Source organism: Rhodanobacter aciditrophus (assembly GCF_042679525.1).
Lineage (GTDB): Bacteria > Pseudomonadota > Gammaproteobacteria > Pseudomonadales > Marinomonadaceae > Marinomonas > Marinomonas aciditrophus.
Genome location: NZ_JBHTMN010000012.1, coordinates 170476 through 192351 on the forward strand (window position 1 = coordinate 170476; position 21876 = coordinate 192351).

At 45.3% G+C, this 21876-nt stretch carries 23 protein-coding genes and 1 tRNA gene; 14 read left to right on the forward strand and 10 right to left on the reverse strand.

The features are described from left to right. Window positions 1–38 precede the first annotated feature (38 nt). A complete protein-coding gene (locus tag ACFQ45_RS11750; RefSeq protein WP_377367897.1) occupies window positions 39–1559 on the reverse strand; it encodes a coiled-coil domain-containing protein in 1521 nt (506 codons plus the stop codon). 100 nt (window positions 1560–1659) lie between these two features. Here ACFQ45_RS11750 and ACFQ45_RS11755 point away from each other — a divergent pair, with 100 nt between their 5' ends. Together ACFQ45_RS11755 and ACFQ45_RS11760 are read left to right on the forward strand one after the other, a co-directional pair. After that, window positions 1660–2226 carry a nitroreductase family protein gene (locus tag ACFQ45_RS11755; RefSeq protein ID WP_377367899.1) on the forward strand — a complete coding sequence of 189 codons (567 nt, stop codon included), beginning with the start codon at window positions 1660–1662 and terminating at the stop codon, window positions 2224–2226. A gap of 71 nt (window positions 2227–2297) precedes the next feature. Continuing rightward, window positions 2298–2385 (forward strand) — tRNA-Ser (locus tag ACFQ45_RS11760). 70 nt (window positions 2386–2455) lie between these two features. Here the strand turns inward: ACFQ45_RS11760 and ACFQ45_RS11765 are convergent. From ACFQ45_RS11765 to ACFQ45_RS11795, 7 genes are all read right to left on the reverse strand, one after another. After that, window positions 2456–3172, reverse strand: coding sequence for a GntR family transcriptional regulator (locus ACFQ45_RS11765; RefSeq protein ID WP_377367901.1), 717 nt, complete (start codon window positions 3170–3172; stop codon window positions 2456–2458). Window positions 3173–3270: 98 nt separating this feature from the next. After that, window positions 3271–3663, reverse strand: coding sequence for an acyl-CoA thioesterase (locus ACFQ45_RS11770; protein ID WP_377367903.1), 393 nt, complete (start codon window positions 3661–3663; stop codon window positions 3271–3273). Between the two features lie 23 nt (window positions 3664–3686). Further along, window positions 3687–4694, reverse strand: a complete 1008-nt coding sequence (locus tag ACFQ45_RS11775) for a GGDEF domain-containing protein (RefSeq protein WP_377367905.1) — start codon at window positions 4692–4694, stop codon at window positions 3687–3689. Between the two features lie 146 nt (window positions 4695–4840). Further along, a complete protein-coding gene (locus tag ACFQ45_RS11780; protein ID WP_377367907.1) occupies window positions 4841–5185 on the reverse strand; it encodes a translation initiation factor in 345 nt (114 codons plus the stop codon). 3 nt (window positions 5186–5188) lie between these two features. After that, window positions 5189–5941 carry a pseudouridine synthase gene (locus tag ACFQ45_RS11785; RefSeq protein ID WP_377367909.1) on the reverse strand — a complete coding sequence of 251 codons (753 nt, stop codon included), beginning with the start codon at window positions 5939–5941 and terminating at the stop codon, window positions 5189–5191. Then, window positions 5938–6879, reverse strand: a complete 942-nt coding sequence (locus tag ACFQ45_RS11790) for a D-2-hydroxyacid dehydrogenase (RefSeq protein ID WP_377367911.1) — start codon at window positions 6877–6879, stop codon at window positions 5938–5940. The genes ACFQ45_RS11785 and ACFQ45_RS11790 overlap by 4 nt, the downstream gene beginning before the upstream one ends. Before the next feature lie 14 nt (window positions 6880–6893). Continuing rightward, complete coding sequence (locus ACFQ45_RS11795) at window positions 6894–7496, reverse strand: arylesterase (RefSeq protein WP_377367913.1); 603 nt, start codon at window positions 7494–7496, stop codon at window positions 6894–6896. A gap of 17 nt (window positions 7497–7513) precedes the next feature. On the opposite strand from ACFQ45_RS11795, the gene ACFQ45_RS11800 reads away from it, so the two are divergent. From ACFQ45_RS11800 to ACFQ45_RS11815, 4 genes are all read left to right on the forward strand, one after another. Then, the gene (locus ACFQ45_RS11800) at window positions 7514–8200 is read left to right on the forward strand and encodes an ABC transporter ATP-binding protein (RefSeq protein WP_377367915.1); all 687 of its coding nucleotides are present in this window, start codon (window positions 7514–7516) and stop codon (window positions 8198–8200) included. Then, entirely contained in the window at window positions 8201–10657 is a 2457-nt protein-coding gene (locus tag ACFQ45_RS11805) for an ABC transporter permease (protein WP_377367917.1), read from the forward strand. It begins immediately after the preceding gene. A gap of 12 nt (window positions 10658–10669) precedes the next feature. Then, window positions 10670–12997: a DNA polymerase II gene (locus ACFQ45_RS11810; RefSeq protein WP_377367919.1), complete on the forward strand. Its 2328-nt coding sequence runs from the start codon at window positions 10670–10672 to the stop codon at window positions 12995–12997. Window positions 12998–13172: 175 nt separating this feature from the next. Then, window positions 13173–13841 (forward strand): TetR/AcrR family transcriptional regulator, encoded by a 669-nt coding sequence (locus ACFQ45_RS11815; protein ID WP_377367921.1) that lies wholly within the window; start codon window positions 13173–13175, stop codon window positions 13839–13841. 26 nt (window positions 13842–13867) lie between these two features. Here ACFQ45_RS11815 and ACFQ45_RS11820 read toward each other — a convergent pair whose 3' ends face one another. Further along, window positions 13868–14638: a TatD family hydrolase gene (locus tag ACFQ45_RS11820; RefSeq protein ID WP_377367923.1), complete on the reverse strand. Its 771-nt coding sequence runs from the start codon at window positions 14636–14638 to the stop codon at window positions 13868–13870. Between the two features lie 171 nt (window positions 14639–14809). On the opposite strand from ACFQ45_RS11820, the gene ACFQ45_RS11825 reads away from it, so the two are divergent. Genes ACFQ45_RS11825 through ACFQ45_RS11850 form a run of 6 tightly spaced genes read left to right on the forward strand, consistent with a single transcriptional unit; the run spans window position 14810 to window position 19050 of the window. Beyond that, entirely contained in the window at window positions 14810–15745 is a 936-nt protein-coding gene (locus ACFQ45_RS11825; RefSeq protein ID WP_377367925.1) for a chemotaxis protein CheV, read from the forward strand. Between the two features lie 15 nt (window positions 15746–15760). Then, window positions 15761–16486 (forward strand): hypothetical protein, encoded by a 726-nt coding sequence (locus tag ACFQ45_RS11830; protein WP_377367927.1) that lies wholly within the window; start codon window positions 15761–15763, stop codon window positions 16484–16486. Window positions 16487–16516: 30 nt separating this feature from the next. Next, complete coding sequence (gene hemH, locus ACFQ45_RS11835) at window positions 16517–17503, forward strand: ferrochelatase (protein ID WP_377367929.1); 987 nt, start codon at window positions 16517–16519, stop codon at window positions 17501–17503. A 3-nt stretch (window positions 17504–17506) separates the two neighbouring features. Further along, window positions 17507–18229, forward strand: coding sequence for an HAD family hydrolase (locus ACFQ45_RS11840; RefSeq protein WP_377367931.1), 723 nt, complete (start codon window positions 17507–17509; stop codon window positions 18227–18229). A 4-nt stretch (window positions 18230–18233) separates the two neighbouring features. Beyond that, a complete protein-coding gene (locus tag ACFQ45_RS11845; protein WP_377367933.1) occupies window positions 18234–18527 on the forward strand; it encodes a hypothetical protein in 294 nt (97 codons plus the stop codon). Between the two features lie 10 nt (window positions 18528–18537). Then, window positions 18538–19050, forward strand: a complete 513-nt coding sequence (locus ACFQ45_RS11850; protein WP_377367935.1) for a DNA topoisomerase family protein — start codon at window positions 18538–18540, stop codon at window positions 19048–19050. Here the strand turns inward: ACFQ45_RS11850 and ACFQ45_RS11855 are convergent. After that, window positions 19038–19922, reverse strand: a complete 885-nt coding sequence (locus tag ACFQ45_RS11855) for a TIGR01777 family oxidoreductase (RefSeq protein ID WP_377367937.1) — start codon at window positions 19920–19922, stop codon at window positions 19038–19040. The two genes, ACFQ45_RS11850 and ACFQ45_RS11855, sit on opposite strands and share 13 nt — an antisense overlap. 144 nt (window positions 19923–20066) lie before the next feature. Here ACFQ45_RS11855 and ACFQ45_RS11860 point away from each other — a divergent pair, with 144 nt between their 5' ends. Together ACFQ45_RS11860 and ACFQ45_RS11865 are read left to right on the forward strand one after the other, a co-directional pair. Beyond that, entirely contained in the window at window positions 20067–20444 is a 378-nt protein-coding gene (locus ACFQ45_RS11860; RefSeq protein WP_377367939.1) for a sirohydrochlorin chelatase, read from the forward strand. Window positions 20445–20485: 41 nt separating this feature from the next. Continuing rightward, window positions 20486–21871 (forward strand): Wadjet anti-phage system protein JetA family protein, encoded by a 1386-nt coding sequence (locus tag ACFQ45_RS11865; protein WP_377367941.1) that lies wholly within the window; start codon window positions 20486–20488, stop codon window positions 21869–21871. Window positions 21872–21876: the final 5 nt, after the last annotated feature.

Here is a 21876-nt window from a genome sequence, read left to right on the forward strand (position 1 = left end):
TATAGATAAGAATCTTCCCGACGCGGCCCTAGGTCGCGTCAGCGAAGTGTCCCTAAATATTTCCTTTCAAGATCCGAATAAGCAAGTTGAAGTCGGTCTAATTCTAGGCTCTTTTTGTTATAGGTGTTTCTAAGGTCTTTTTCTGCGCTTTCTGACACCTGAGATAAAAGGGACTCTTTTATCTTGCTTACTTTGGAGACTAGGTCTCGGTTGTTTTCCCGAAGTTTTTCAAGCTCTTTGAGTGGATTTGGCTCGTCAGATTCTAGGGCTTTTTCACGCATTTTTGTTTCGACTTGTTCGCGCAGGTTTTCATTTGCTTTTTCTGCGCTGTCTAGCTCTTGAGCGAGGAGCTGCACACAGGTTTCAGACTCTTTTAGCATGTGTTCGAGGTTTTTGACCTCTTTTTCTTGTTTAGATAGGGTGGAGTCTGATTCTGGTGAAGTGTTCTTAATGCTCGATAAATTACCAATGATAGATTCCAGCGTGGTTTGTTTATCAGAATGCAGTGCTAGGAAACCATCTAAAGCGCCATTGCCTTCTGCGGCTTTAATTTTCTCATCAAGCTCTTTGAGCTGAGTATCTTTGGAATGTATTTCTTCTTTTAGGGAGTTAATGGATAGGTTTGCACTTTCAAGCTCTGCTTGCAGTTGTCCTATAAGAGAGTTCGATTCTGCGGCCATTCGCTCCATCCGTTTCAAGGCCAAATGGCTAACTTCTTCCCGTTCAGTGGGGTTGGTTTGGTTGTCTACGAGTTGAGCTTGTAATTGATCAATAATCGCTTGCTGGCGCTCTGATAGGCGCTGTAATTTATGTAGATGACGTGCAGCATGGTGATTATGGTGTTCAATCTCAGCTTTTGAAGGCGCAGTAATTTCAAAGCTTTGATCACTGCTTTGTTCAAGAGTTTTGATGTGTGATTTCAGTGTTTCGAGCTCATGGATTAGGCGCTCTAACTCAATCGTTTTGACACCAAGTTTCTTTAATTTTTTGTCAGCTCGATCAATGTTCTCGCGTAGTTGTTCGTGTAATGCCTTTTGATTCTCTAATAGAGATTCTTTGCTTATCAATATCTCACTCGCTTGAATGAATTCGGCGTCTAGGTCTTCTAGGTTTTTTGAAATGGCGTGTTTGTTTAGGTTTTTGGCTTGTACAACTTCTAAACTTTGAATGATGGTCGCCATAAAACGATTAAGAATGATCTGGGGGTTTTGGGATGCATCATTTAATACAATGGCTCTCTCGGCTTTGACGAGTGTTCCCCACAGTTTCAATTCGGTAACGGCTCTTAGGTCGTCGCTGTCCCTCAGCATCGCAAGTCGGTCAGCTGTGTCATTGGCTTGGGCATCCAGTTTGCTTGCAAACAGTCGATAGGGGTTTATCGTCTCTGGCTCGTCTTCGTTAGTGCTAGGGGAGTCCGTGTTTTTGTCGATTTGCTCTTCTTGATTACTGGAGGTTAGGGGAGTACGTTTTAAGGCATGGATTCGCCACATTAGGAAAAGAAATGTAGCGATAAATACGGTTGTGGCTTCTAAAAGTATCCAAACTGTCCACTTTTCCATGATTAAACTCCACTTAAATGAGATTCATTTCAATTTACATTGAACAACACTTTCGTTATGTTGTGGGTATGTTTTTGATATTAACGGAATTATTGATTGTATGAGTAAAGATTTTTTGCAGTTCATGCGTAATCGTGTATCTAAAAATCAGCTTGAGGCGCCAGCGCCAAGCCATGATGAGTGGTTTGAGGTATTGGATGCGGCCAGCAGGGCAGCAGATCACGGTGCTCTGAAGCCATGGCGTTTTCGAGTGTATGAAGGAGAAGGGCGTCGCCAACTGGGTGAGTTGTATTGGCAGCACGCAAAAAAAGAAGTCGATAGCTTAACTGATGAAAAAGCAGAATCATTTATTAAGAAAGCGTACCGCGCTCCAGCAGTATTGTTGGTTTACGCTGAGCTTGTTGATCACCCAAAGGTCCCAGAGTTTGAACAGCTTATGGCTGCCTCTGCGGCGGCACAACAGGTATTGCTTGGTTTAGATGCCCTGGGATATGGTGCAATGTGGCGTACTGGCCCTGCCGTGTTTACTAATCAGGCAAAAGCATTATTAGGTTTACAAGCCAATCACCATGTTGTGGGCTTAATTTATGCAGGAACCCCTACAAATACGCCACAACCTGTACAAGATACAGGCATAACAGAAAGATTGTCTTTTATTGATAAATAAATGCTTGCAATTCAATAACTTCACCACTAATATACGCGCCACGAATTGCAGAGAAGCAATCAAAAAGTTTTGGTGAGCTGTCCGAGTGGCCGAAGGAGCACGCCTGGAAAGCGTGTATGTCGAAAGGCATCAAGAGTTCGAATCTCTTGCTCACCGCCATATTAAAAAGCCGCTACTTGAAAAAGTAGCGGCTTTTTTGTGTTTGTTATAAACAGCTCTAACAAGCGGTTTATTGTTTGAAGATTGAGTGGAAGTCTGGCGTACGCTTTACTTCTGTCGCGATGTTTAAGCTTTTCTGGATTTCAATTAGGTGTTTCTTCATCCAAGCTTTTGCTTTCTTCCCTTCGCCACTTTCCAATAGCTGGATAAGTTCTGAGTGGTGGCCGCACTCGCAGCCTATTTGAGTCTGTGAACCATAGACAGCAATGATTAGGGAAGAGCGTGTTGTAAGCTGTGACACCACTTCTGTTAAGACATGATTTTTTGCAATATGTGCTACGGCAATATGGAACTGACTGGATAACTGAATGGATAGGTTCTGTTGGTTGGTTTGTTGTGCTTGGTGCTCTTGCTCTGCAATGCTTTTCAGATTGTCCCAGTCTTCCTTGGTTCCCTTTTCAATCACTTGCGCCATAAGGCCTGGCTCGATCAGTTGGCGGGCGGCAAATACATCATTCGCCTCTTGTTCACCGGGTTCTGCGACAAATGCACCACGTTTCGGCTTGATCGTAATGAGTTTTTCAAGGGCCAAGCGTTGTAATACCTTGCGGATACCAGTACGGCTTACGCCGAATACTTCAGAAAGGGAGTCTTCCGGGAGGTGGGTGCCGGGTGTTAAACGATGCTCAACGATGGCGTTAAGTATGCTTTGGTGGATGCTGTCGTCTTTGCTCAATGTCTTTGTTTGATTGTTGTCGATCCAAGAAGTCTCTGGGGGGGTGCTCACTTTGTTACTGCCTCTAATGTGTATCCCGTAGGTTGATTGTATACGCAAAGTCCCTTTGCTATCCATGCAATCCTTTCATGTTGGGTTTAAGTAAGTGGTCAGCTAAAAAGAGCGTCAGCGTCTTCGTATACAACTGGTCGTCCATTAGGATTTATCGATGCAATGATAAAACGGGCCACCATGCTGGTGCGTCCATTTGCTGTGATTTCTTGCTGGAATGCGATTTTAAATTTGCTAATGCGTTCGCACTGGGTATTGATGCAAGCAGTCATGCCGCTTTTAAGAGGGGCTTTGTAATCAAGCTCTGCGCGCATCACGACAAGGTGCACGCCTTGGGCAGTGATTTTCGCGAAATCTAAGCCTTTGCTTTTGATAAACGTATGACGGGCGTGTTCTAGGTAATTTTGGTATACGGCGTTGTTGACGATGCCTTGCATGTCGCATTCGTAGTCTCGAACTTCAATTTCGAGCGTGTGTACTGAGCTATCCATAGGAGGGTGGATCTTCTGTTAAGTTAGCGGCTGGCCGTTCTGTTTCGGCCTTGACGCTTAGCATTATCCAGATATCCGTTGGCACGGGCAATTAAGTTAGCAGGGTTTTCCTGACCTATGATGGTGGCGACGCCAATTGAGACTTGAATGCTTGGTAATATCCCTGATCCGTTACGAGATTTTAGGCGTTGTTTATTGAGGTGGGTTCTTAAGATTTCTGCGTACTCAATAGCAAAATCCAGCGTGGCTTCATGAAGTACCACAGCGAAGGTGCCACCGTGTAACCGTGCAAGGGTGGCGTTTTCCAGCTTCCGGCTTTGTAATACTCGGCTAATATGGCAAATCAGTGCAGTGCCTGCGCGACGACCATAATTGCTGTTAACGGACTTCAGGTGATCTATGTCGATTATAAGAACAGATAGATCGTCTTCTGAAGAAGGTACTAGGGTATACAATTGTCTTTCCAAGCCTTTCTGATTTAGTAATTGGGTCAGTGGGTCTAGGTCGACATTGTTTTTGATTTCTTCTAGTTCTGCTTTAAGTTGTGAGACTTCTTTGTTAACTCTAGATAAGGTCTTGGAGAATTCGTCAGCATCTTGAAGTGCCTTCTGTGTACCTTTGTCCAAAAAGTTAATCACTTTATCAAGATGCTTCGCACGATCTGCACGAGCTAAAACTTTGCGGCTCTTGGCAACATTAGACTCAAGTGTCTTGAGGCTAGACTTCATGTCAGTGGTGCTTTGTGAGACGTTTTCGACTAGTTGCTCAAGGCGGTCTTTATGTTCGTTGTTATAGCGGGCTTCTTCAGCCACCAGAAACTGATGAAACAGCTCTTTGGAAACAAAGCTGGGTAAACTTCCCAGCCGGCCGATAGTAGTGTCGACGAGCTGGTTAAGTTTAGGAGAAGTTTGGCGAACGTATTCGTACCAAATTCCGTAGTTGTAAGGGGTCGGTGCGACGTCCATTTTTCGCATCAGAGGAACTGCTTTTTTGAGTAGAGCGTTTGCCTGACGAGGACTGTCCACGTGCATTCGATCACCTTAGTTGAATTAAGATTCAGTCAAATTTAACAGTTGCGCGTATAAAACAAAACCTTAGCTTATTGATAAATAGGGACAATTTCCATTCTCATGTATCGATTAGGTTACAGTAAAAATACAACTGTTAACTTTTGTAACTAGCCTCCAGCTATTTTGGCCTTAATCCCTTGGCTTTCAAGAAACGCTTTAATCTTGGGGCGTTGATCACCTTGAATTTCAATTGTTCCGTCTTTAACGGATCCGCCGACACCACAGTGATTCTTTAGCTTTTTCCCAAGTGCCTTTAACTCATCGGCTGTAAGCGCTAAATCTTTAACTAAAGTTACCCCTTTTCCTTTTCGGCCTTTTGTCTCGAGCTGAATTTTAACGTTGCCACTGCCTAGGGGTTGGTCTGCGGTACTGCAGCGACAGTCATCGATGGCTTGGTTGCATTCTGGACACAGTCGTCCTTGGTCTGTTGAGTAAACTAGTCTTTTGCTCATAATTTAATTCACTGTATTGCTGGGTAAGTCTGGTACTGATAGTGCATTAAGCTCTGCTATCAGTTCATTAAAATCTTGTGGCAGTGGTGCATTGATGGTCAAGGATTCTCCACTTTTTGGGTGCTGAATGGTCAGAGAGGTTGCATGAAGCATAAGTCGCAAAGCCGGGTTCCAGTTCGCCCTCATTACCTGGTTATGATGGCGGCAGCCATAACGGGTATCCCCAAGAAGTGGGTGAAAGATGTGTTTAAAGTGGCGCCGGATTTGATGGGTGCGGCCATGTTCGGGTCTCACTTCCACTAAACTAAGACGCATCTTGTCATAACGACTGACGGCATAGGGGATTTCAAAGTGCTGTAGTGTTCTATAGTGGCTAACCGCTTCTTTTTCTGTGCCTTCAATTTTAAACCTTGACCTGCCTTTTTCTTCGTTAAGCTTTGCAAGGGGATAATCAATGATCCCATTGTCGTTGGTGTGGCCTCGGACAATGGCTTGGTAAACTTTTTGGGTTTCGCGATCAGTAAATTGGTTCCCAAGCTGGGCTGCAGTGTCACTGTCTAGCGCCATAATCAGTACCCCTGAAGTGGCTCTATCAAGTCGATGTATAGGGTAAACCCATTGGCCTAGTTGCTCATTTAGACGCTGTACTACCGCGTCTTGTTCTTCTTTGGCGAGATCCGTTCGGTGCACCAGTAAACCGCTGGGTTTATTAACCGCCACAATGGCGGAATCTTGATACAGGATGTCGAGACTCATTTGGCCTCTTGTTTAACAAAGGTTTCGATGTTGGTCGCTGCAATGTTAACCAGTCTGGTCATCGCATTTTCACTGGCCCATGCAACATGAGGCGTCAGTAAGAAATTGGGCATGTCCATAAGGGTATTTAGAATATGGTCTTGTGGCATGGGTTCTACCGTAGCCACGTCAAATCCCGCCCCAGCAATTTGACCTGACGTTAATGCAGAGACCAAGTCTTCTTCATTCACTAAACCACCACGACCTGTGTTGATCACTAAGGCGTTGGATTTCATTTTGGCAAATGCTTCTGCATTAATCAGATCTTTGGTGTCACTGGTTAATGGGCAGTGTAGGGTGATGATGTCAGCGCTACTGATGGCTTCTTCAAAGGCAACATAACCAGAACGAATTTTAGTGGCTGATTTGTGCTCAGCAAATACTGTTTTCATGCCAAAGGCTTCGGCGATGGTAGCGACTCGTGTTCCTAGTGCCCCTTTTCCAATGATGGCTAAGGTACTGCCGTAGATGTCCTGCATAGGGTGATCCATAAAGCAGAAGAATTCTGAATGCGCCCAGCGCCCATTGCGTACATCTTGATGATACTGAAAAACCTTACGGCGCAAAGCCAAAATCAGTGAGAAAGTGTGTTCTGGGACGGCTTCAGTGGAATAGCCGGAAACATTACGTACTGCGATCCCAAGTGACGCGCAAGCCTCTAAATCCACATTGTTAAGGCCTGTCGCCATGACTTGGATTAATTTTAGATTCGGTGCTTGGGCAAGTTGAGCCTGATTGAGTTTTACCTTGTTGGTGAGAATGATCTCTGCGTCTTGAATTCTTTCAACCACATTGCTGTCATCAGAATTATGGTAAAACTCTGACTGGGTAATACAGTCAGGGAGTGGAATATCTATATTTTCAGGGAAAGATCCACGATCCAAAAATACAGCTTTCATCGTACTTCCTTAGGTTATTGCAGCATTGGCAAGAGAACCGGTGCTATGTTGTTTAGAACTATGGGCTGGCCAGCGGCATTGGGGTGAAGGCCATCGCTTTGCATAAGTGATTTATCAAGGGCGACATTTTCCAGCATAAAGGGAATGTATGCCACCTCTTTACTGTCCGCTAGAGTCTTGTACATAGTAAAAAATTGCTCAGTGTAGGTGCGGCCATAGTTACTGGGAAGACGATTACCAATAAGGAGTACTTCTGCATTGGTATTCATGGCAAGGTCAATCATGGTTGCTAGGTTTTCTTGAGTTTGTTGCAGTGGATAGCCACGCAGACCATCGTTAGCACCGAGTTCTAAAACAACCCAGCTGGGATCATAGCGTTCTAAAAGTGCAGGTAAGCGTGACAATCCACCTTGACTGGTTTCGCCACTAACGCTGGCATTTACAACAGTAATTTCTGGGTGGGAAGATTTTAACGCTTCTGCCATTAAACTAACCCAGCCATCCTGTTGTCTGAGGTTATATGCAGCACTGAGACTGTCGCCAAAAACCAATAGCGTTTTGGCTTGAATTGACACTGACAGCAACAGCATTCCAAGTGAAATGAACAGTTTAAACATTATAGGGCACCTTATATATGCAAGACATGGAAACACCGTCGGCTTTGACCATCAGAGACTTAAATCATTCCGTCGATACCAATAACGGGCAACTGGACATACTGAAAGGAATTAACATCGAAATCAAGGACGGGGAATCCGTTGCCATTATTGGCTCCTCTGGTTCCGGTAAATCTACGCTCCTTGGTTTGATGGCCGGTTTGGATCAGCATACCGGCGGAAGTATCGAGTTGTTTGGGGAGAAGCTAGAAACGCTAGATGAAGAAGGTCGAGCTGTTTTGCGGGGTAAATATGTGGGCTTTATCTTTCAGTCGTTTCATCTATTGCCCAGTTTGACGGCCCTTGAAAATGTCATGTTGCCCAATGAATTAAAAGGTGAAAAATCCGCTAACGATCGTGCCCATGCCTTGCTAGAGGCTGTGGGGTTAGCGCATCGTCTAGATCATTATCCGCGACAACTGTCTGGGGGAGAGCAGCAGCGTGTTGCCATTGCCAGAGCGTTTGCCTCAGCCCCTAAAATTCTATTTGCGGATGAGCCCACCGGAAACCTAGACAGTAAGAATGGTGATCTGGTGGAAGACCTGCTGTTTGATTTGAATAAGGAGGAGGGCACCACTTTGGTTGTGGTGACCCATGATCCTGAGCTTGCAAAGCGTTGTGACCGCCAGATTGAAATCGCCGATGGCATGCTGAAGGAGTCGTAAATGTTTGCGTGGAGACTCCTATTACGTGAATTTAAAACGGGGGATGTGCTGACTCTATTGGTAGCCCTTGTTTTGTCTGTTGCGACTGTCACAGGCATTGGTTTATTTGTAGACCGATTACAGCAATCTTTTGAAGTGCAGTCTGCCAATCTATTGGGTGCAGATCGAAGTGTCAGACGGGACGACCCGATCCCCTTAGAATGGATAGAGGAAGCTCAAGCGGCAGGGTTAGAAACAGCTAGGACAGCGTCATTCTCGTCTATGGCCTTTGGTGGTGAAGGCCTGCAATTGGCACAAATCACCGCGGTTGAGTCCAACTACCCTTTGCGGGGGGCTTATCTCACGGACACCAATCCATTTGGTGCTGGGGTAGAAACCTCGGCGTCTCCATTACCAGGTACTATCTGGATTTCTTCTCGCTTAGCCAGTCTGTTGTCGGTTGTTCTCGATGACACAGTTCGGGTTGGAGAGAAGGAGTTAAGGGTGTCCAAATACCTGGTACGGGATCCAGGCAGTGCCACGTCGGCTTTTTCTATTGCCCCAAGGGCAGTAATGAACGAAGCGGACTTAGCGGCTACGGAAGTGATTATTCCTGGTTCTCGGGTGCGTTATGCCTTTTTGTATGCTGGGGATCAGAGCGCACTAGAAAGTTTTGATGCGTCTTTATCTGCTCAGCTCCCAGAAAATGAGCGTATTAGAACGCCAATAGAGCGTGGCGAGCGCATTGGCAGCACAGTTAATCGCGCCGAGTCCTTTTTGTTATTGGCTGGAACCTTGGCTGTAGTGATGTCAGGGGTGGCCATGGCGCTGGCATCCTCTCGTTATGTAAAACGTCATCTAACTCAATTTGCGGTGATGAAAACCCTTGGGGCGACGCCCAAGCGATTGGTGTCTTTGATGTCCTTTCAGGTGGTGATGATTACGCTTCTGGGGATTCTTATCGGGTCGGCTCTTGGGCTTGGGGTGCAGGAGTTTATTGCCCAATTATTATCCTCGCTAATGACGTCAGAATTACCTGCGCCTAGTTTGGTGAAGTTATGGCTTGGCGCAGCTACGGCGGGTATTTCTGTCCTAGCATTTTGTGCGCCCTTACTTGCACGGTTAATACAAGTTCCACCCCTGCGTGTACTGCAGCCAAATGCTGAAATAAAAGGCAGCGCCGTATCCTTGTTTGTCTTTGGATTGGTGGGCATGTACCTACTGATGGTGGTCTATGCGGGGGGCTGGACTTTGCCGAGCATCATGATGGTGGCGCTGGGGGCTGTCACCTTGCTGGTGTTTTTGGTGGGATGGGGGCTGTTTCGTGTCAGTCGCTCATTATCAAGGCAAGCCACTACGGGGTGGCAGGTTGGTTTAGCCTCTTTGCATCGTCGCTTAGTGAGCAACCTGTTTCAGTTATTGGTGTTTACCTTAATTATTATGCTGAGTTTAGTTTTGGTGGGGGTTCAGAGTAACCTGATACGTGACTGGCAAAATCAGATTCCAGAAGACACCCCAAATCACTATTTGTTTAATGTTCAAGCACAGCAGCTTGAGGGTATTTCTCAATATACTCAGAGTGCCAATATTGTGTCGTCCGACTGGTTTCCAATGGTTCGTGGCCGTGTGACACATATTAATGGGGAAGCGGTTGAGGTCTTGTTTCCTGATCGTCGAGATGAACCTGAAATCGCTGAACGAGAGCTAAACCTGACTTGGGCGAATGAGTTAGGTGAGGGCACCAGTGTGGTTGAGGGTAACTTTAATGGTGAAGGTTTATCCATTGAGCAAGAGGCAGCGGTTGAGGCTGGTGTCACCTTAGGGGACGAATTAACCATTAATATTGGTGGTATTGATTACACCTTGCCGATTACGTCTATACGGGAAGTGGATTGGCAAAGTATGCAGCCTAACTTTTATCTGATATTGCCTGAGTCAGTGCTATCTGATTATCAAGCCAATTATGTGAGCAGTGTGTTTTTGACCGATGCGACGGCACCTGGTTTCTATCGCTTCATGGCGAACTATCCCACGGTATCCATGTTAAATATTGGTGAGTTACTTAAACAGGTTCAAGCAATTATTGCTCAGCTCGCCAGTGCCTTGCAGATAGTACTAGCCTTTATCTTGTCTGCGGGGGCCTTGGTATTGATCGCCAGTGTACGTGCAACCTTGGATGAGCGACTTGAAGAGGGGGCATTGCTACGAACACTTGGTGCAACGAAAGCGGTTGTGCGACAAGCTCTGTTAGTGGAGTTCGGAGCGCTGGGTTTGTTTTCTGGCCTAGTGGGTGCCGCCGGTGCGGAGCTCTCACTAATTGGATTGCAGCACTTTGTTTTTGAAATGGAAGTGAGTCCACATCCTGTTCTCTGGGTAATTGGTCCTTTGGCTGGATGGTTGATTGTGACAATTATAGGTGTATTTGCGAGTCGAGCTGTGTTAAAAGTGCCGCCCATTCGACTTTTGAGATCCATTTAAGTACATCTATTCATGTTTGAAACACATCAAGGTTATATCGTCAGCCGTCACAGCAGTGATGAAAAAGGTCAATTAGACATTCACTATTACGTTAAAACGGATGGCGGAACAGTCAGGGTGAGTATCGCTAACCCTGACTCGCTTTTCTTTACTAATGCTCCTGCGGATGTCATTGAACCTAATGTAGTAGGTGTGACTTGCGAAGACAGTCACCTAAAATCCTTTTCCCATGAAAACGTCACTGTGGTGCGTTGCGCAAGCTTATTGTTGCTGCGCCAAATGGTTGCCCTAGTAAAAAAACAGGGCTATGACGTTTACGAAGAAGATGTAAAGCCAGAAGACCGCTATTTAATGGAGCGGAACATACGTGGCCAAGTAGAGTTTATCGGGCGACCGGAAGGCGGAGCTTTTACTGATGCTCGAATGAAGCCGGGAACTTATCATGCGGATTGGCAAGTTTGGTCTTTAGACATTGAAACCTCTGTCTCTCGTAATGAACTCCTGTCTATTGGTATCACGAGTGGTGAGCGTCAGGTGGTCTTGGTGGTGAGTGATTCCACTGTGGAGATTGACAACGTTTATGCTTTTTCAGATGAGCGTAAGCTACTGTTGGCGTTTATTAAGTTTGTCCGCCGCCATAGTCCAGACATCATCATTGGATGGAATGTTATTGGCTTTGACCTGATGTTTCTTGATCAGAGATTTAGGGCCTTGGGGCTCAGTCCTGCTTTAGGTGTTGGGGGAGAGCCATGGCGTGTTAGAGAAGCAAAAGAATCTGGGAAGGTGTTCGCCAACATGGCTGGGCGAGTAGTGTTAGATGGCATCACCATGCTAAAAGTGGGGGGATACCATTTTAATTCTTACAGCTTAAATAACGTCAGCCATGAATTGCTGGATGATGGTAAGTTACTCACTGGTGGTGATCGCTGGCAAGAAATCGAGCGTATGCATCAGGAGGATTTGCCTCAGTTTGTTGCTTACAACTTACAGGATTGTGTTCTGGTTGAACGAATCTTTCACAAGCTTCAACTTATTGAATTACAGCAAACACGAGTTGATTTGACCGGTATCCCTTTATCTCAAACAGGAGGGTCGGTTGCTTCCTTTGAAAACCTGTATTTACCACGACTGCACCGTAAGGGTTGGGTGGCGCCCGCTTGGCGAGACGAGAAGTTTGTCGCGAGCCCGGGTGGTTTTGTCATGTCTTCGGTACCGGGTTTATATAAAAACGTGCTTGTTTTTGATTTTAAGAGTCTATATCCCAGCATCATTCGCACCTTCTATGTGGACCCTTTGGCGAGAATAGTCGCGCAAGCCCTGAAGCAAGATCCCTCATTGGTGCCTGGTTACCGTGGAGCCTCATTTGAGCGTCAATATGCCATTTTGCCAGAGTTGGTGACGGAGCTGGCACAATCTAGAGAGCAAGCCAAACGAGACGGCAACAGTATTTTGAGTTATGCCATCAAAATCATTATGAACTCATTTTACGGCGTGCTGGGTTCTGCTGTGTGCCGCTTTTATCATGCGGAGTTGGCTAGCTCTATCACTATGCGAGGTCATGAATTGCTTGGGCGTACCAAGGACTGGATGGAAGAACGCGGCGCTAAAGTGATTTATGGGGACACAGATTCTTTGTTTATCACCCTGTCTGATGATTTGAATGAAGAAGAAGCAAGGCAAGCTGGTACTGAGTTGTGTGCTGTGATTAACCAGTGTTTAGCAGATTGGTGTGGTGACTATGCAGATTTGAACTCTTATTTAGAGCTTGAATTTGAGACTCTGTATACTCGGTTTTATATGCCAACCATTCGTGGGCAAGAAGAAGGTTCGAAAAAACGCTATGCGGGTTTGAGCAATGGGGAACTTGTATTTAAAGGGTTAGAAGCTGCCAGGAGCGATTGGACGCCCATAGCCAAACGCTTTCAAGTTGAGCTATTTGACCACCTTTTTCATGACCGTGATGCAGAAGCTTATGTAAGCGACTTTGTGCGGGACCTGCTTGAGGGGAAATTTGATCAAGAGTTGGTGTATTCCAAACAGCTAACCCGACCTTTGGCAAAATATACAAAAACTTTGCCGCCACACGTGCGCGCAGCAAAAATGGTCGACGAAGAACGCGCCAAGCTTGGGTTGCCCCCTGAGTACGATCGCGGGCGAAAACGAGTGTCTTACCTGTATCAACTATCTGGTGTTGTGCCCTATCGTGATGAGTCTGATTTAGTCAATGTGGATTACCAGCATTACATAGATAAACAAATCTTACCTATTGTTGAGGGGGTCTTCCTAATGCTCAATATGAATGCTAATGATATACTAACGCCTCAATTTAATTTACTTTGACAGCAGTGAGCTTTTGGTTTGTTTAACTGACTGCTAATTTGCGTTAATTTATGTCTACCAAAATGGAATTGACAGGTGTCAATATTAAGTTAAATGATTTGACTTAATTGCAATTATGCTTAAGTAATAAGTAAAGCCATGGCACCATTTGTCAAAAGGGATGATAGGGTTGAATATGACACCACCACGTAAAAGACTGATTACCCATGATCGATTACGTACTTCTGTGCAAAATCTCCTGTTAGAGACAAATTGGCGAGAGATAACCGTTCAGCACGTCGCAGAACAAGCTGGGGTCAGTATTGGCACATTTTATAATTACTACGATAGCAAAGATGAAGCTCTACGAGATGTTCGCAATTGTTTGTCAGAGATGATTAAAAAGGATGTGTTTATACTCTTGAACACCCAGCCAGGTGTTGAAAATCGTATTTCAATTCTCATCAAGTACTTTATTAATATTCTAAACACAAAGCCTACTTGGGCTAATTACTTTTATCGGGCCGATTGTTTTTCTGAACGGCTGGATGGGGGGCTTGTTGCCTTGCTAGAGCCCCTTATTCTTGAAAGTGCCTTGTTTCAAAAGAGTCACTTTACCGACGCAAATATAGCCGCTCGCTTCGTTGAGAATGGTCTCTTCCCGTTACTGAAGTCCTATCATCACAAGTCTCAAACCGTACCGGAAGAAGAAGCAACGCAGATTGTAGTATTAGCATTGTCTGCAATGGGGTTGATCGGTGATTCATTAAACAGTGCTTCCAGTCTCGTTTGCCCATTGACCCCTTTGAACCCACTGCCACAGTCAATATTTGAATTAGAGCGTGCCCAGGCTGGATATGCTTAGGGCATATCTAATCAACTTAAAAGGGATTACACAGAAAAGAGTGTTCGTGTGTTTTGGTTGGCAGCTTCGATCACTTGCGATACGTCAAGGTCTTTTATGCGAGCGATTTCGGCTGCAATGTAAGATAAATATTTAGGGTGATTTCGCTTGGGACGAGGGCGAATGTTTCGCGGTGTCAAATAGGGAGCATCTGTTTCTAATAACAGGCGATCAAGTGGAAGTGATTTTACCGCCTGTTGAATGGCCTCATTACGTCTCTCATCCAGTAGCCAACCCGTAATGCCTACATGCAAACCAAGGGAAAGGTAAGCTTGCATTGTGTCTTCATCACCCGTAAAGCAATGTATCACGCCACCGGCTGAAAGGTCCGCGTTACTGAGCATCTTAATCATTGTGTCTTGGGCGTCACGCTCGTGTAGAAATAAGGGCTTTTTGACGGCTTCAGCCAGTTTTAATTGTTGCTCAAAGGCATAAATTTGCTCGTCAGGCGTAGAATAATTACGATTAAAATCTAATCCTGTTTCCCCAACCGCTACAGCCTTGCTGTGGTTTGTAAACATCGTCTGTAATATGTTGAAGTGATCATTCGTCCAGCTGCTGGCGTGGTGTGGATGGCAACCCAGTGTAACCTGCATGTCATGGTAGGGTGCGCAATGAGATAGGATTTGTCTGGCTTCTTCCAAGTGTGAGGCGATACAAATAATCCCTTTCACACCAGCCTCGTTGTACTCTTTTCTAAATAGATCAAGATCATCTAAATAAGCAGGTTGATCAAGGTTCACACCAATATCAAACATCTAGGCTACTCCTCGGGCTGTCTCAAATTCCACGGAAGTCTGTCACATAACTTCTTATAAATCATGACTTAACAACGTATTGAGACAAAAAAATACTGTTAAGTCGGCAATATTTAACTATCATGGCTATAGTTTGAATTAGCAGATGAACAGAAGTTCTCGGAGTTTCCTATGGCTGGAATGTTAGATGCGGTTGATCAACGAACACAACTGGTAGGTGAAAACCGTCTTGAGTTGTTAATGTTTCGCCTTGGCGGAATGCAAATGTTCGCGATTAACGTATTTAAAGTTCAAGAAGTTGTTCAGCTACCACGTCTCAATTTAATGCCTCATCGTCATCCTTCTGTGGCGGGTGTGACACACTTCCGTCGTCGCACCATTCCGGTTATCGATCTTTCTGAGTCCATTGGCTTACGTCCAATTAATCGCGATGAGCCCTGTAATCTCATTGTGACTGAGTATAATAACTCGGTGCAGGGATTTATGGTTGGAGAGGTGGATCGCATTATCAATATGAATTGGAGTGAAATTCTTCCACCACCGGATGGGGCAGGGCGCCAGCATTATCTGACGGCTATTACACGGGTCAATGATCGCATGGTTGAGATCATTGATGTGGAAAAAGTCTTGGCGGAAATCACGCCTTATGACACGCGTATTTCAGAGGATGTGATTGATAAAGACCTGCTTACCTTGGCGAAAGGCCTTGAGGTACTGGTGGTTGACGATTCCTCTGTGGGCTTAGCTCAATGTAAATCTACCCTTGATCACTTGGGTATTACTGTGCATTCAGCTACTGACGGTAAGCGTGGGCTAGATGTGCTAAAAGGCTGGGCTTCTGCCGGTGAAGACGTACCCAATAAATTGTTGATGTTGATTACGGATGCGGAAATGCCGGAAATGGATGGCTATCGACTGACTCGAGAAATTCGTGAAGACCCCCGTTTAAAAGATCTCTACATCGTTTTGCATACTTCCCTGAGTGGTAGCTTTAATAAGGCCATGGTTCAAAAAGTGGGGTGTGATGATTTCTTGTCGAAGTTCCAGCCTGATAAGTTGGCGTCTATTATCCAAGAACGCATTCGCAGTGTGGTGGGACAAGACTAGTTGTTTAGAGTTTAAATGCTGTTAATTGCTGTTTATGTGTTTTTAGCTTTTTTCTGTGTCGCCTTGATGCAGAAAAAAGTGCTGCTGGACCCTTCTTTAATAGTCATTCCCTGTGTCTTGATAGTTCCTCAATCGTTGGCGAGCATTGCCAACCTTTATGTCAATCTTTTACCAGCCTGCGCTGTGTTGGCTATGGTGACTATTATTACCTATCGGCAGACATTGCAAATTGAATCCGTTACCCGTTTTGCGGCAGGTTCTGGCTTGGGCGCATTTGTCGCACTTCAGGTTCTCGCTTTAGGGATTAACGCCCATTATTTGTTGGTGCTGTTACTGATCGCCTCATTAGGGGCGGTTGCGGTCTTATTTGGGCGTTTGAATCTGTCGGCCTGTTACGCCTCTCCATTGAGCTTGATGGCGGGGCTAGGAGTGGGTGTTGTTCATTTTATTTCCCTCACGTCTGGAAGGGCATTTTTACCCGTTAATAGCCCGGGAGCTTCCGCAGTAGTATGGTTGGTATCCATTATTGGTGCGTTAGTTGGTGTTTTAGCCTTACCTAATGCTTCAATGTTTGTTTTTGATCCAGAAGTTATCATTGCTTCTTTGATGGCTGTATTACTAGGAACGCTGGTGAGTCGTCATATAAACTCTAATCAGTTTGAGTCCAAAGTCTTGTCTGCCATCGTATTGGTGATGATGTTGAGTGTTTGGGGGCATGTGTGCGTCCAATACTTTTGGTGAACGTAAATCTATTTTTAAATGGAATCAGATATGAAGCCGATCGGCGTATTGATGATGAACTTAGGCACGCCCGATGCACCGACAACGGTTGCGGTGAAGCGATACTTACGAGAATTTTTATCAGATCGTCGCGTGGTCGATATGAGTCCTTTGTTGTGGAAGCCCATTCTTAATGGGGTCATTCTCAACTTCCGTCCGGCAAAAGTGGCTAAAGTCTATCAACAGGTTTGGATGGATGAAGGATCCCCTTTATTAGTTTTGGGAAACAGGTTAAGAGATCAGCTGCGTGAACGTTTAAACAGCAAATATGGTGTTAATGCCTACGTGGTAGAAACAGCTATGACTTATGGGGCCCCGACCGTTGAAGAGGCGGCTAAAAGCTTTCGAGCACATGGTGTCGATAAAATTGTGCTAGTGCCTATGTATCCACAGTTTTCAGGGTCAACTACCGCGGCGGCCTATGACCGTTTCATGAGGTCTTTAAAGCGTTGCCCCCATTGGCCAGCACTGAGCTTGGTACAGGATTATGCCGACGACCCCATCTATATTTCAGCTTTGGAGAAGTCTGTAAAATCCCAGTGGGAGGCTCAAGGTGAACGACGCCATTTGGTATTGTCATACCACGGCATACCTAAGCGATATGTTACTCAAGGGGATCCCTATCAAGCCAGATGTGAGGCCACGACCGCAGCCTTGGTAGAAAAGTTGGGTTTAAGCGAAGATGAATACACCCATGTGTATCAATCGCGTTTTGGTCGAGAAGAGTGGCTAAAACCTTATGCTGACATGACTTTGAAAGGTTTTCCTGAGAAAAATATCAAACGTATCAACGTGATCAGTCCAGCATTCTCGATTGATTGTATTGAGACACTTGAGGAAATTAGCATGGAGCTACGAGATGAGTTTGTTCATGCTGGTGGCGAAGCATTTGATTATATTCCCGCCTTGAATGACTCAGAAGAACATGTTGATGTTTATGAGCATTTGGTCCGGGATAACACAAAACATTGGATTTAGGTTTTGCAAAAACAGAAGATTACAACAATAGCCTTTGATGCGGATGACACCCTTTGGCGCAACGAAGAGCTGTTTAAAAACTCCCAGCAGCACTTTGTTTCTATGCTTGAAGCCTATCACTCTAAAGAGTACATACTTGAGCATTTAAATACTGTGCAGGTTCGTAATTTAGCGAATTTTGGCTATGGGATTAAAGGCTTTACGCTGTCGATGATTGAAACGGCGATCGAGTTAACAGAAGGGCGAGTCACAGGCTACGAAGTTCATCAAATCATCACCTTGGCAAAAGAGATGGTCGCCTCTCCAATAGAGGTTCTACCTGGTATTAAAGACTTGCTTGAAAGTCTGCAGGGGAAATGCCAGCTGATGGTGATCACCAAAGGGGATTTACTTGACCAAGAAAGCAAAATAGCCCGCTCGGGTCTTAGCCAATATTTCGACTTATACGAAGTGGTGAGTAATAAGAACGAAGTAACCTATCGCAAACTGTTTAATCGTTTGCAAATCCCAGCGGACGAGATTTTAATGATTGGTAACTCCATGCGTTCTGATATTTTGCCTGTGTTGGATGCTGGTGGGATTGCATTGCATGTGCCGTACCATACCACTTGGGATCATGAGTTAGTTTCAGAGGCGGAACTCGAAAAATATGGTCCTATCTATCAGGTATCATCGGCTGAAGAAATATCTCTTTGGTTAGAACAACACATTAATTTAAAGGGTTAGAAGTATGAAAATAAAAGCTTTGAACGTTCTATTGATCTCAGCGGCTGTTGCCATCGCTATTCCTGTTCAGGCGGATGACGCGGCGGAATCCACTAAATCTGCAGCAAGCAGTGCTCTAGATAAAACTAGAGAAGTAGGGAGAGACGTGGGCGAAGCTTCAGCTAACGCTTGGGAAAAGGTGAAAGAAGTAACTGGCAAAGCAGTAGATGCGACTCGAGAGAACGTTACTAAGTTCCGTGAGTACAGTAATGAAAAGGTTTGTGAGCATTCCGAAACCTTGTGCAAGGAAGACAAATAAGGCTATTTAAGTGAAGGATAAAGACGATCAGGCTCACTCTGATCATTGGGAAAATGAGTTCCTCTCTCAAGATTCCGGCTATATTGGGGAGCCTAGCAAGCGCTATCGCTGCCCCAAGTGTCAGGGCCTGCTGGTGTCAAAGCAGGGTAAAAACGGAACCTTTTGGGGGTGTGAAAATTATCCGTCCTGTGATTACACTGCAAACGATGAAGCGGGTAGGCCCGTTCGTGCTAAAAAATATTTTTGTCCTTTGTGTGGTGGGCAGTTAAAGCGTAAAACCTATAATGGTAATACGTTTTGGGGGTGCACTAATTATCCTGATTGCAAAATGACACTGGATGATTTTGATGGCGCACCCGCATCTGCTAAAAAATACCCATGTCGTGCTTGTGGCCACTATTTAGTCCGTAAAAAAGGCCCTAAAGGCTATTTTTGGGGATGCATAAAATACCCTGAATGCCGGCACTCCCTTGAAGACAATAAAGGTCAACCTGTGCCCCGCAAGGTCCGTCATTCCCCGTGAGGGGCTGATACTATCGATGTCAGGGCCTGATTGAGTTCTGGATATTCAAATGTGAAGTCACGTTCTAGCAATCGTTTGGGTATAACCTTTTGACCTTTTGTTACTAAGGTTCCCATCTCTCCCATAGCAAGCTCCAATGCGCAGGCTGGCGTCCAAAGTAAGTGGGGGCGTCCCAGTGTCTTAGAAAGAGTTTTTGAAAAATACACTTGGTTTACTGTTTCCGGAGCAACAAGGTTGTACACCCCTTGATAGCTTTGGTCGGTGAGGGCATTGCAGATGAAGTTGCAGACATCTTGTATGTGAATCCATGGGAAAAATTGCCGCCCGCTACCAATCTTGCTGCCCAGGCCTAATTTGTAGGGGAGTAACATCTTGTCTAGTACTCCACCATTGCCTAACACAACGCCTAGGCGAAAGATCACAGTACGCTGGAAACCTCTGTCTATAGCGAACTGTTCCCATGCATTACAGAGGTCATGGGTAAAGCCAGAGTTGGGGGTGCTTTCTTCGGTGAAGGTTTTGTTCTCATCGTTACCGTAATATCCCACCGCTGACGCGTTCAACCAGATGGCAGGTTTATTGATCAGTGAGTTACATAACTCCTGGGTGAAGTCCACTCGACTTGAAAAGAGGGTGTTTTTCCGTTCTTGTGTCCAGCGTTTTTCCCCTATGTTGGCCCCAGCCAAGTTGATCACGCCATTAAAAACGAAATCCCAGCCTTTTAGGTCATCCAAGCTTAATCTTGTTACGTAATCAGGAATGGCAAATGAATGTTGATGTATCAAGGCGTAGAGCTCATGACCTTCCTTAGCCAGTTTGGGCATCAGGTAAGAGGCAACAAAGCCATTTGCTCCAGTGATCAATAATTTCATGCTTCAGCCCTAGATCGGTTGTTGCTTGGTTATACGTTACACAATTATGTTCAGATCAATTTGCCAAACGGGATCTTTCACTTCTAAGCCCTTCTTTTTACAAGGCTTAATCGCTAAAATGACAACTTACTCAAAGGTATTTCTATGATGCTAAAGCAATACGACCATATCATCCTATTGGCCCACGGTAGCAGCGACGATAACTGGAGGCTGCCATTCGAACGTCTATTGGCTAGGGTGACTGGTGAAGTGTCTTCAGATAAGGTAAGTTTGGCGTATATGGAATTGTGCTCGCCAAGCATTGAAGATGTTTTGGCAGCTCTGCCGACGGATAAAGTGAATGTGGCGGTTTATCCTTTGTTTTTTGCCCAAGGCCGGCATTTACGAGTCGATGTGCCAAAACAACTTGAAACCTTAACCAACAATCAACGTGTACTGACATTGCTTGAGCCAATTGGAGATAACCCCGAGGTGATCAAAGCAATGGAAAGTGCGATCGTCAAAAAGCTGGTAGAAAACTAATCTAACAGCGACTCAGACGTTTATAAATGGACTGATTCTTAATGCTATTCACCCATTTGCCTGATGAGATATTTCAAGCGTTATCAGGCTCAAACAAAGCGCTTGTTGAAGCGGTATTATTTGATTTGTCAGATGTGTTTTATGATCATGCGGAAGATCCTATTAAAGAGAAATCCGCTATCATAGAGTCCATTGAAGACACCCTTCATAAGCTGGATACTCTGGCATGGCATGATGAAATCAAAGAAGGCTTCGACTCTCCGAAAACGATTCATGAATACGCTTTACGGATCTACCATCGATTAGTAAATACTGGGTGGTTAGTAGAAGAGCAGGAGCTGTATCGGGTCAGTGTTTTGATGACGCCTCAGGTATCCATGCTGCTACGTTCCTTGGTTGAGATTAGCCGCCATGGTAAGCGTAACTATGGCGCCACCGTGCTAAGTATTTTGAGTAACCTGGAGTCGGTCGCAAATTACCCCCAAGAGCGCGGAGTTACCCTAAGCCAATCCGCTGAAGCCTCTCGAGAATTCTCGGCACATTTAAACCAAATTTTGCTAGGCATTCGATCGTTGCAGAGAGACCTTTTCGCAAAACGAAACCCTAAAGAGATAGTGGCCGGGTTCTTCGATTTGTTTGTAGAAGGCATTCTGATTGCTGACTACAAGACCATTAAAACCAGTAATAACCCGTTTCGTTTTCGTCGCCAAATTCTAGAGCTTGCACAAAACTTTCTCGCAGACCCGGCTGTCGCCGGTAAAATTGCGAAATGTTATGCGGACCAGCAACTGATCTCTATGGATCAAGCCTTGGCCGCGGTCGAAAAAGACTGTCGTGATATCATTCAGACATTTTCGACCATTGAGCAACGCCTTGAGCGTATTGATGAATACCGCTATCGACTTGAGAAGCGGGCGGCTGATACGGCTCGATACATGGACTCGTCCCGTCCAGGCTTAGCAAACAAAATCGCTGGTATTATTAGTGATGTGGCAAGCTATGAAGTGCTGCCTACCCTTAAAAACGTGGTAGGCAGTAAAGTGGTGGGGGTGGAGTCTGCAGCCCAGCCTGCTAAGCGACGTGAGCCACCGGCTCCCCGTGTTATTACCCAAGCGGAGGTCTCACAAGATGCCATCGCTTTACGAGACCGCCAGCGTCGCTTCCATGAAGCACGACAGGTAAGTGCGGTTAAATTACAGGGTTACCTAGATCGTCAATTGTCCCAGAAAGCCTCCATGCATGTGTTGGACTTTACCATCGAGTCTGTAGAGGATTTTGTTTGCTTCGACCACCTTCGTTACATAGGTTCGTTAGGTATCAATGCGAAGCGAATTGAAAAGACCTTTGATGTCATTTTTACCGATCAATATATCAATGTTCGCGACTTTGTCGAATGTCGTGAATTCAATGTAGTGCGCAGGAGTTAACCCCC

Coding starts and splice junctions, on each gene's coding strand:
- ACFQ45_RS11785 (WP_377367909.1), bottom strand. CDS start 5,941: ATGAGTCTCGACATCCTGTATCAAGATTCCGCCATTGTGGCGGTTAAT.
- ACFQ45_RS11830 (WP_377367927.1), top strand. CDS start 15,761: ATGCTGTTAATTGCTGTTTATGTGTTTTTAGCTTTTTTCTGTGTCGCC.
- ACFQ45_RS11810 (WP_377367919.1), top strand. CDS start 10,670: ATGTTTGAAACACATCAAGGTTATATCGTCAGCCGTCACAGCAGTGAT.
- ACFQ45_RS11860 (WP_377367939.1), top strand. CDS start 20,067: ATGATGCTAAAGCAATACGACCATATCATCCTATTGGCCCACGGTAGC.
- ACFQ45_RS11795 (WP_377367913.1), bottom strand. CDS start 7,496: ATGTTTAAACTGTTCATTTCACTTGGAATGCTGTTGCTGTCAGTGTCA.
- ACFQ45_RS11775 (WP_377367905.1), bottom strand. CDS start 4,694: ATGCACGTGGACAGTCCTCGTCAGGCAAACGCTCTACTCAAAAAAGCA.
- ACFQ45_RS11805 (WP_377367917.1), top strand. CDS start 8,201: ATGTTTGCGTGGAGACTCCTATTACGTGAATTTAAAACGGGGGATGTG.
- hemH (WP_377367929.1), top strand. CDS start 16,517: ATGAAGCCGATCGGCGTATTGATGATGAACTTAGGCACGCCCGATGCA.
- ACFQ45_RS11790 (WP_377367911.1), bottom strand. CDS start 6,879: ATGAAAGCTGTATTTTTGGATCGTGGATCTTTCCCTGAAAATATAGAT.
- ACFQ45_RS11755 (WP_377367899.1), top strand. CDS start 1,660: ATGAGTAAAGATTTTTTGCAGTTCATGCGTAATCGTGTATCTAAAAAT.
- ACFQ45_RS11770 (WP_377367903.1), bottom strand. CDS start 3,663: ATGGATAGCTCAGTACACACGCTCGAAATTGAAGTTCGAGACTACGAA.
- ACFQ45_RS11845 (WP_377367933.1), top strand. CDS start 18,234: ATGAAAATAAAAGCTTTGAACGTTCTATTGATCTCAGCGGCTGTTGCC.
- ACFQ45_RS11865 (WP_377367941.1), top strand. CDS start 20,486: ATGCTATTCACCCATTTGCCTGATGAGATATTTCAAGCGTTATCAGGC.
- ACFQ45_RS11855 (WP_377367937.1), bottom strand. CDS start 19,922: ATGAAATTATTGATCACTGGAGCAAATGGCTTTGTTGCCTCTTACCTG.
- ACFQ45_RS11780 (WP_377367907.1), bottom strand. CDS start 5,185: ATGAGCAAAAGACTAGTTTACTCAACAGACCAAGGACGACTGTGTCCA.
- ACFQ45_RS11820 (WP_377367923.1), bottom strand. CDS start 14,638: ATGTTTGATATTGGTGTGAACCTTGATCAACCTGCTTATTTAGATGAT.
- ACFQ45_RS11815 (WP_377367921.1), top strand. CDS start 13,173: ATGACACCACCACGTAAAAGACTGATTACCCATGATCGATTACGTACT.
- ACFQ45_RS11750 (WP_377367897.1), bottom strand. CDS start 1,559: ATGGAAAAGTGGACAGTTTGGATACTTTTAGAAGCCACAACCGTATTT.
- ACFQ45_RS11825 (WP_377367925.1), top strand. CDS start 14,810: ATGGCTGGAATGTTAGATGCGGTTGATCAACGAACACAACTGGTAGGT.
- ACFQ45_RS11800 (WP_377367915.1), top strand. CDS start 7,514: ATGCAAGACATGGAAACACCGTCGGCTTTGACCATCAGAGACTTAAAT.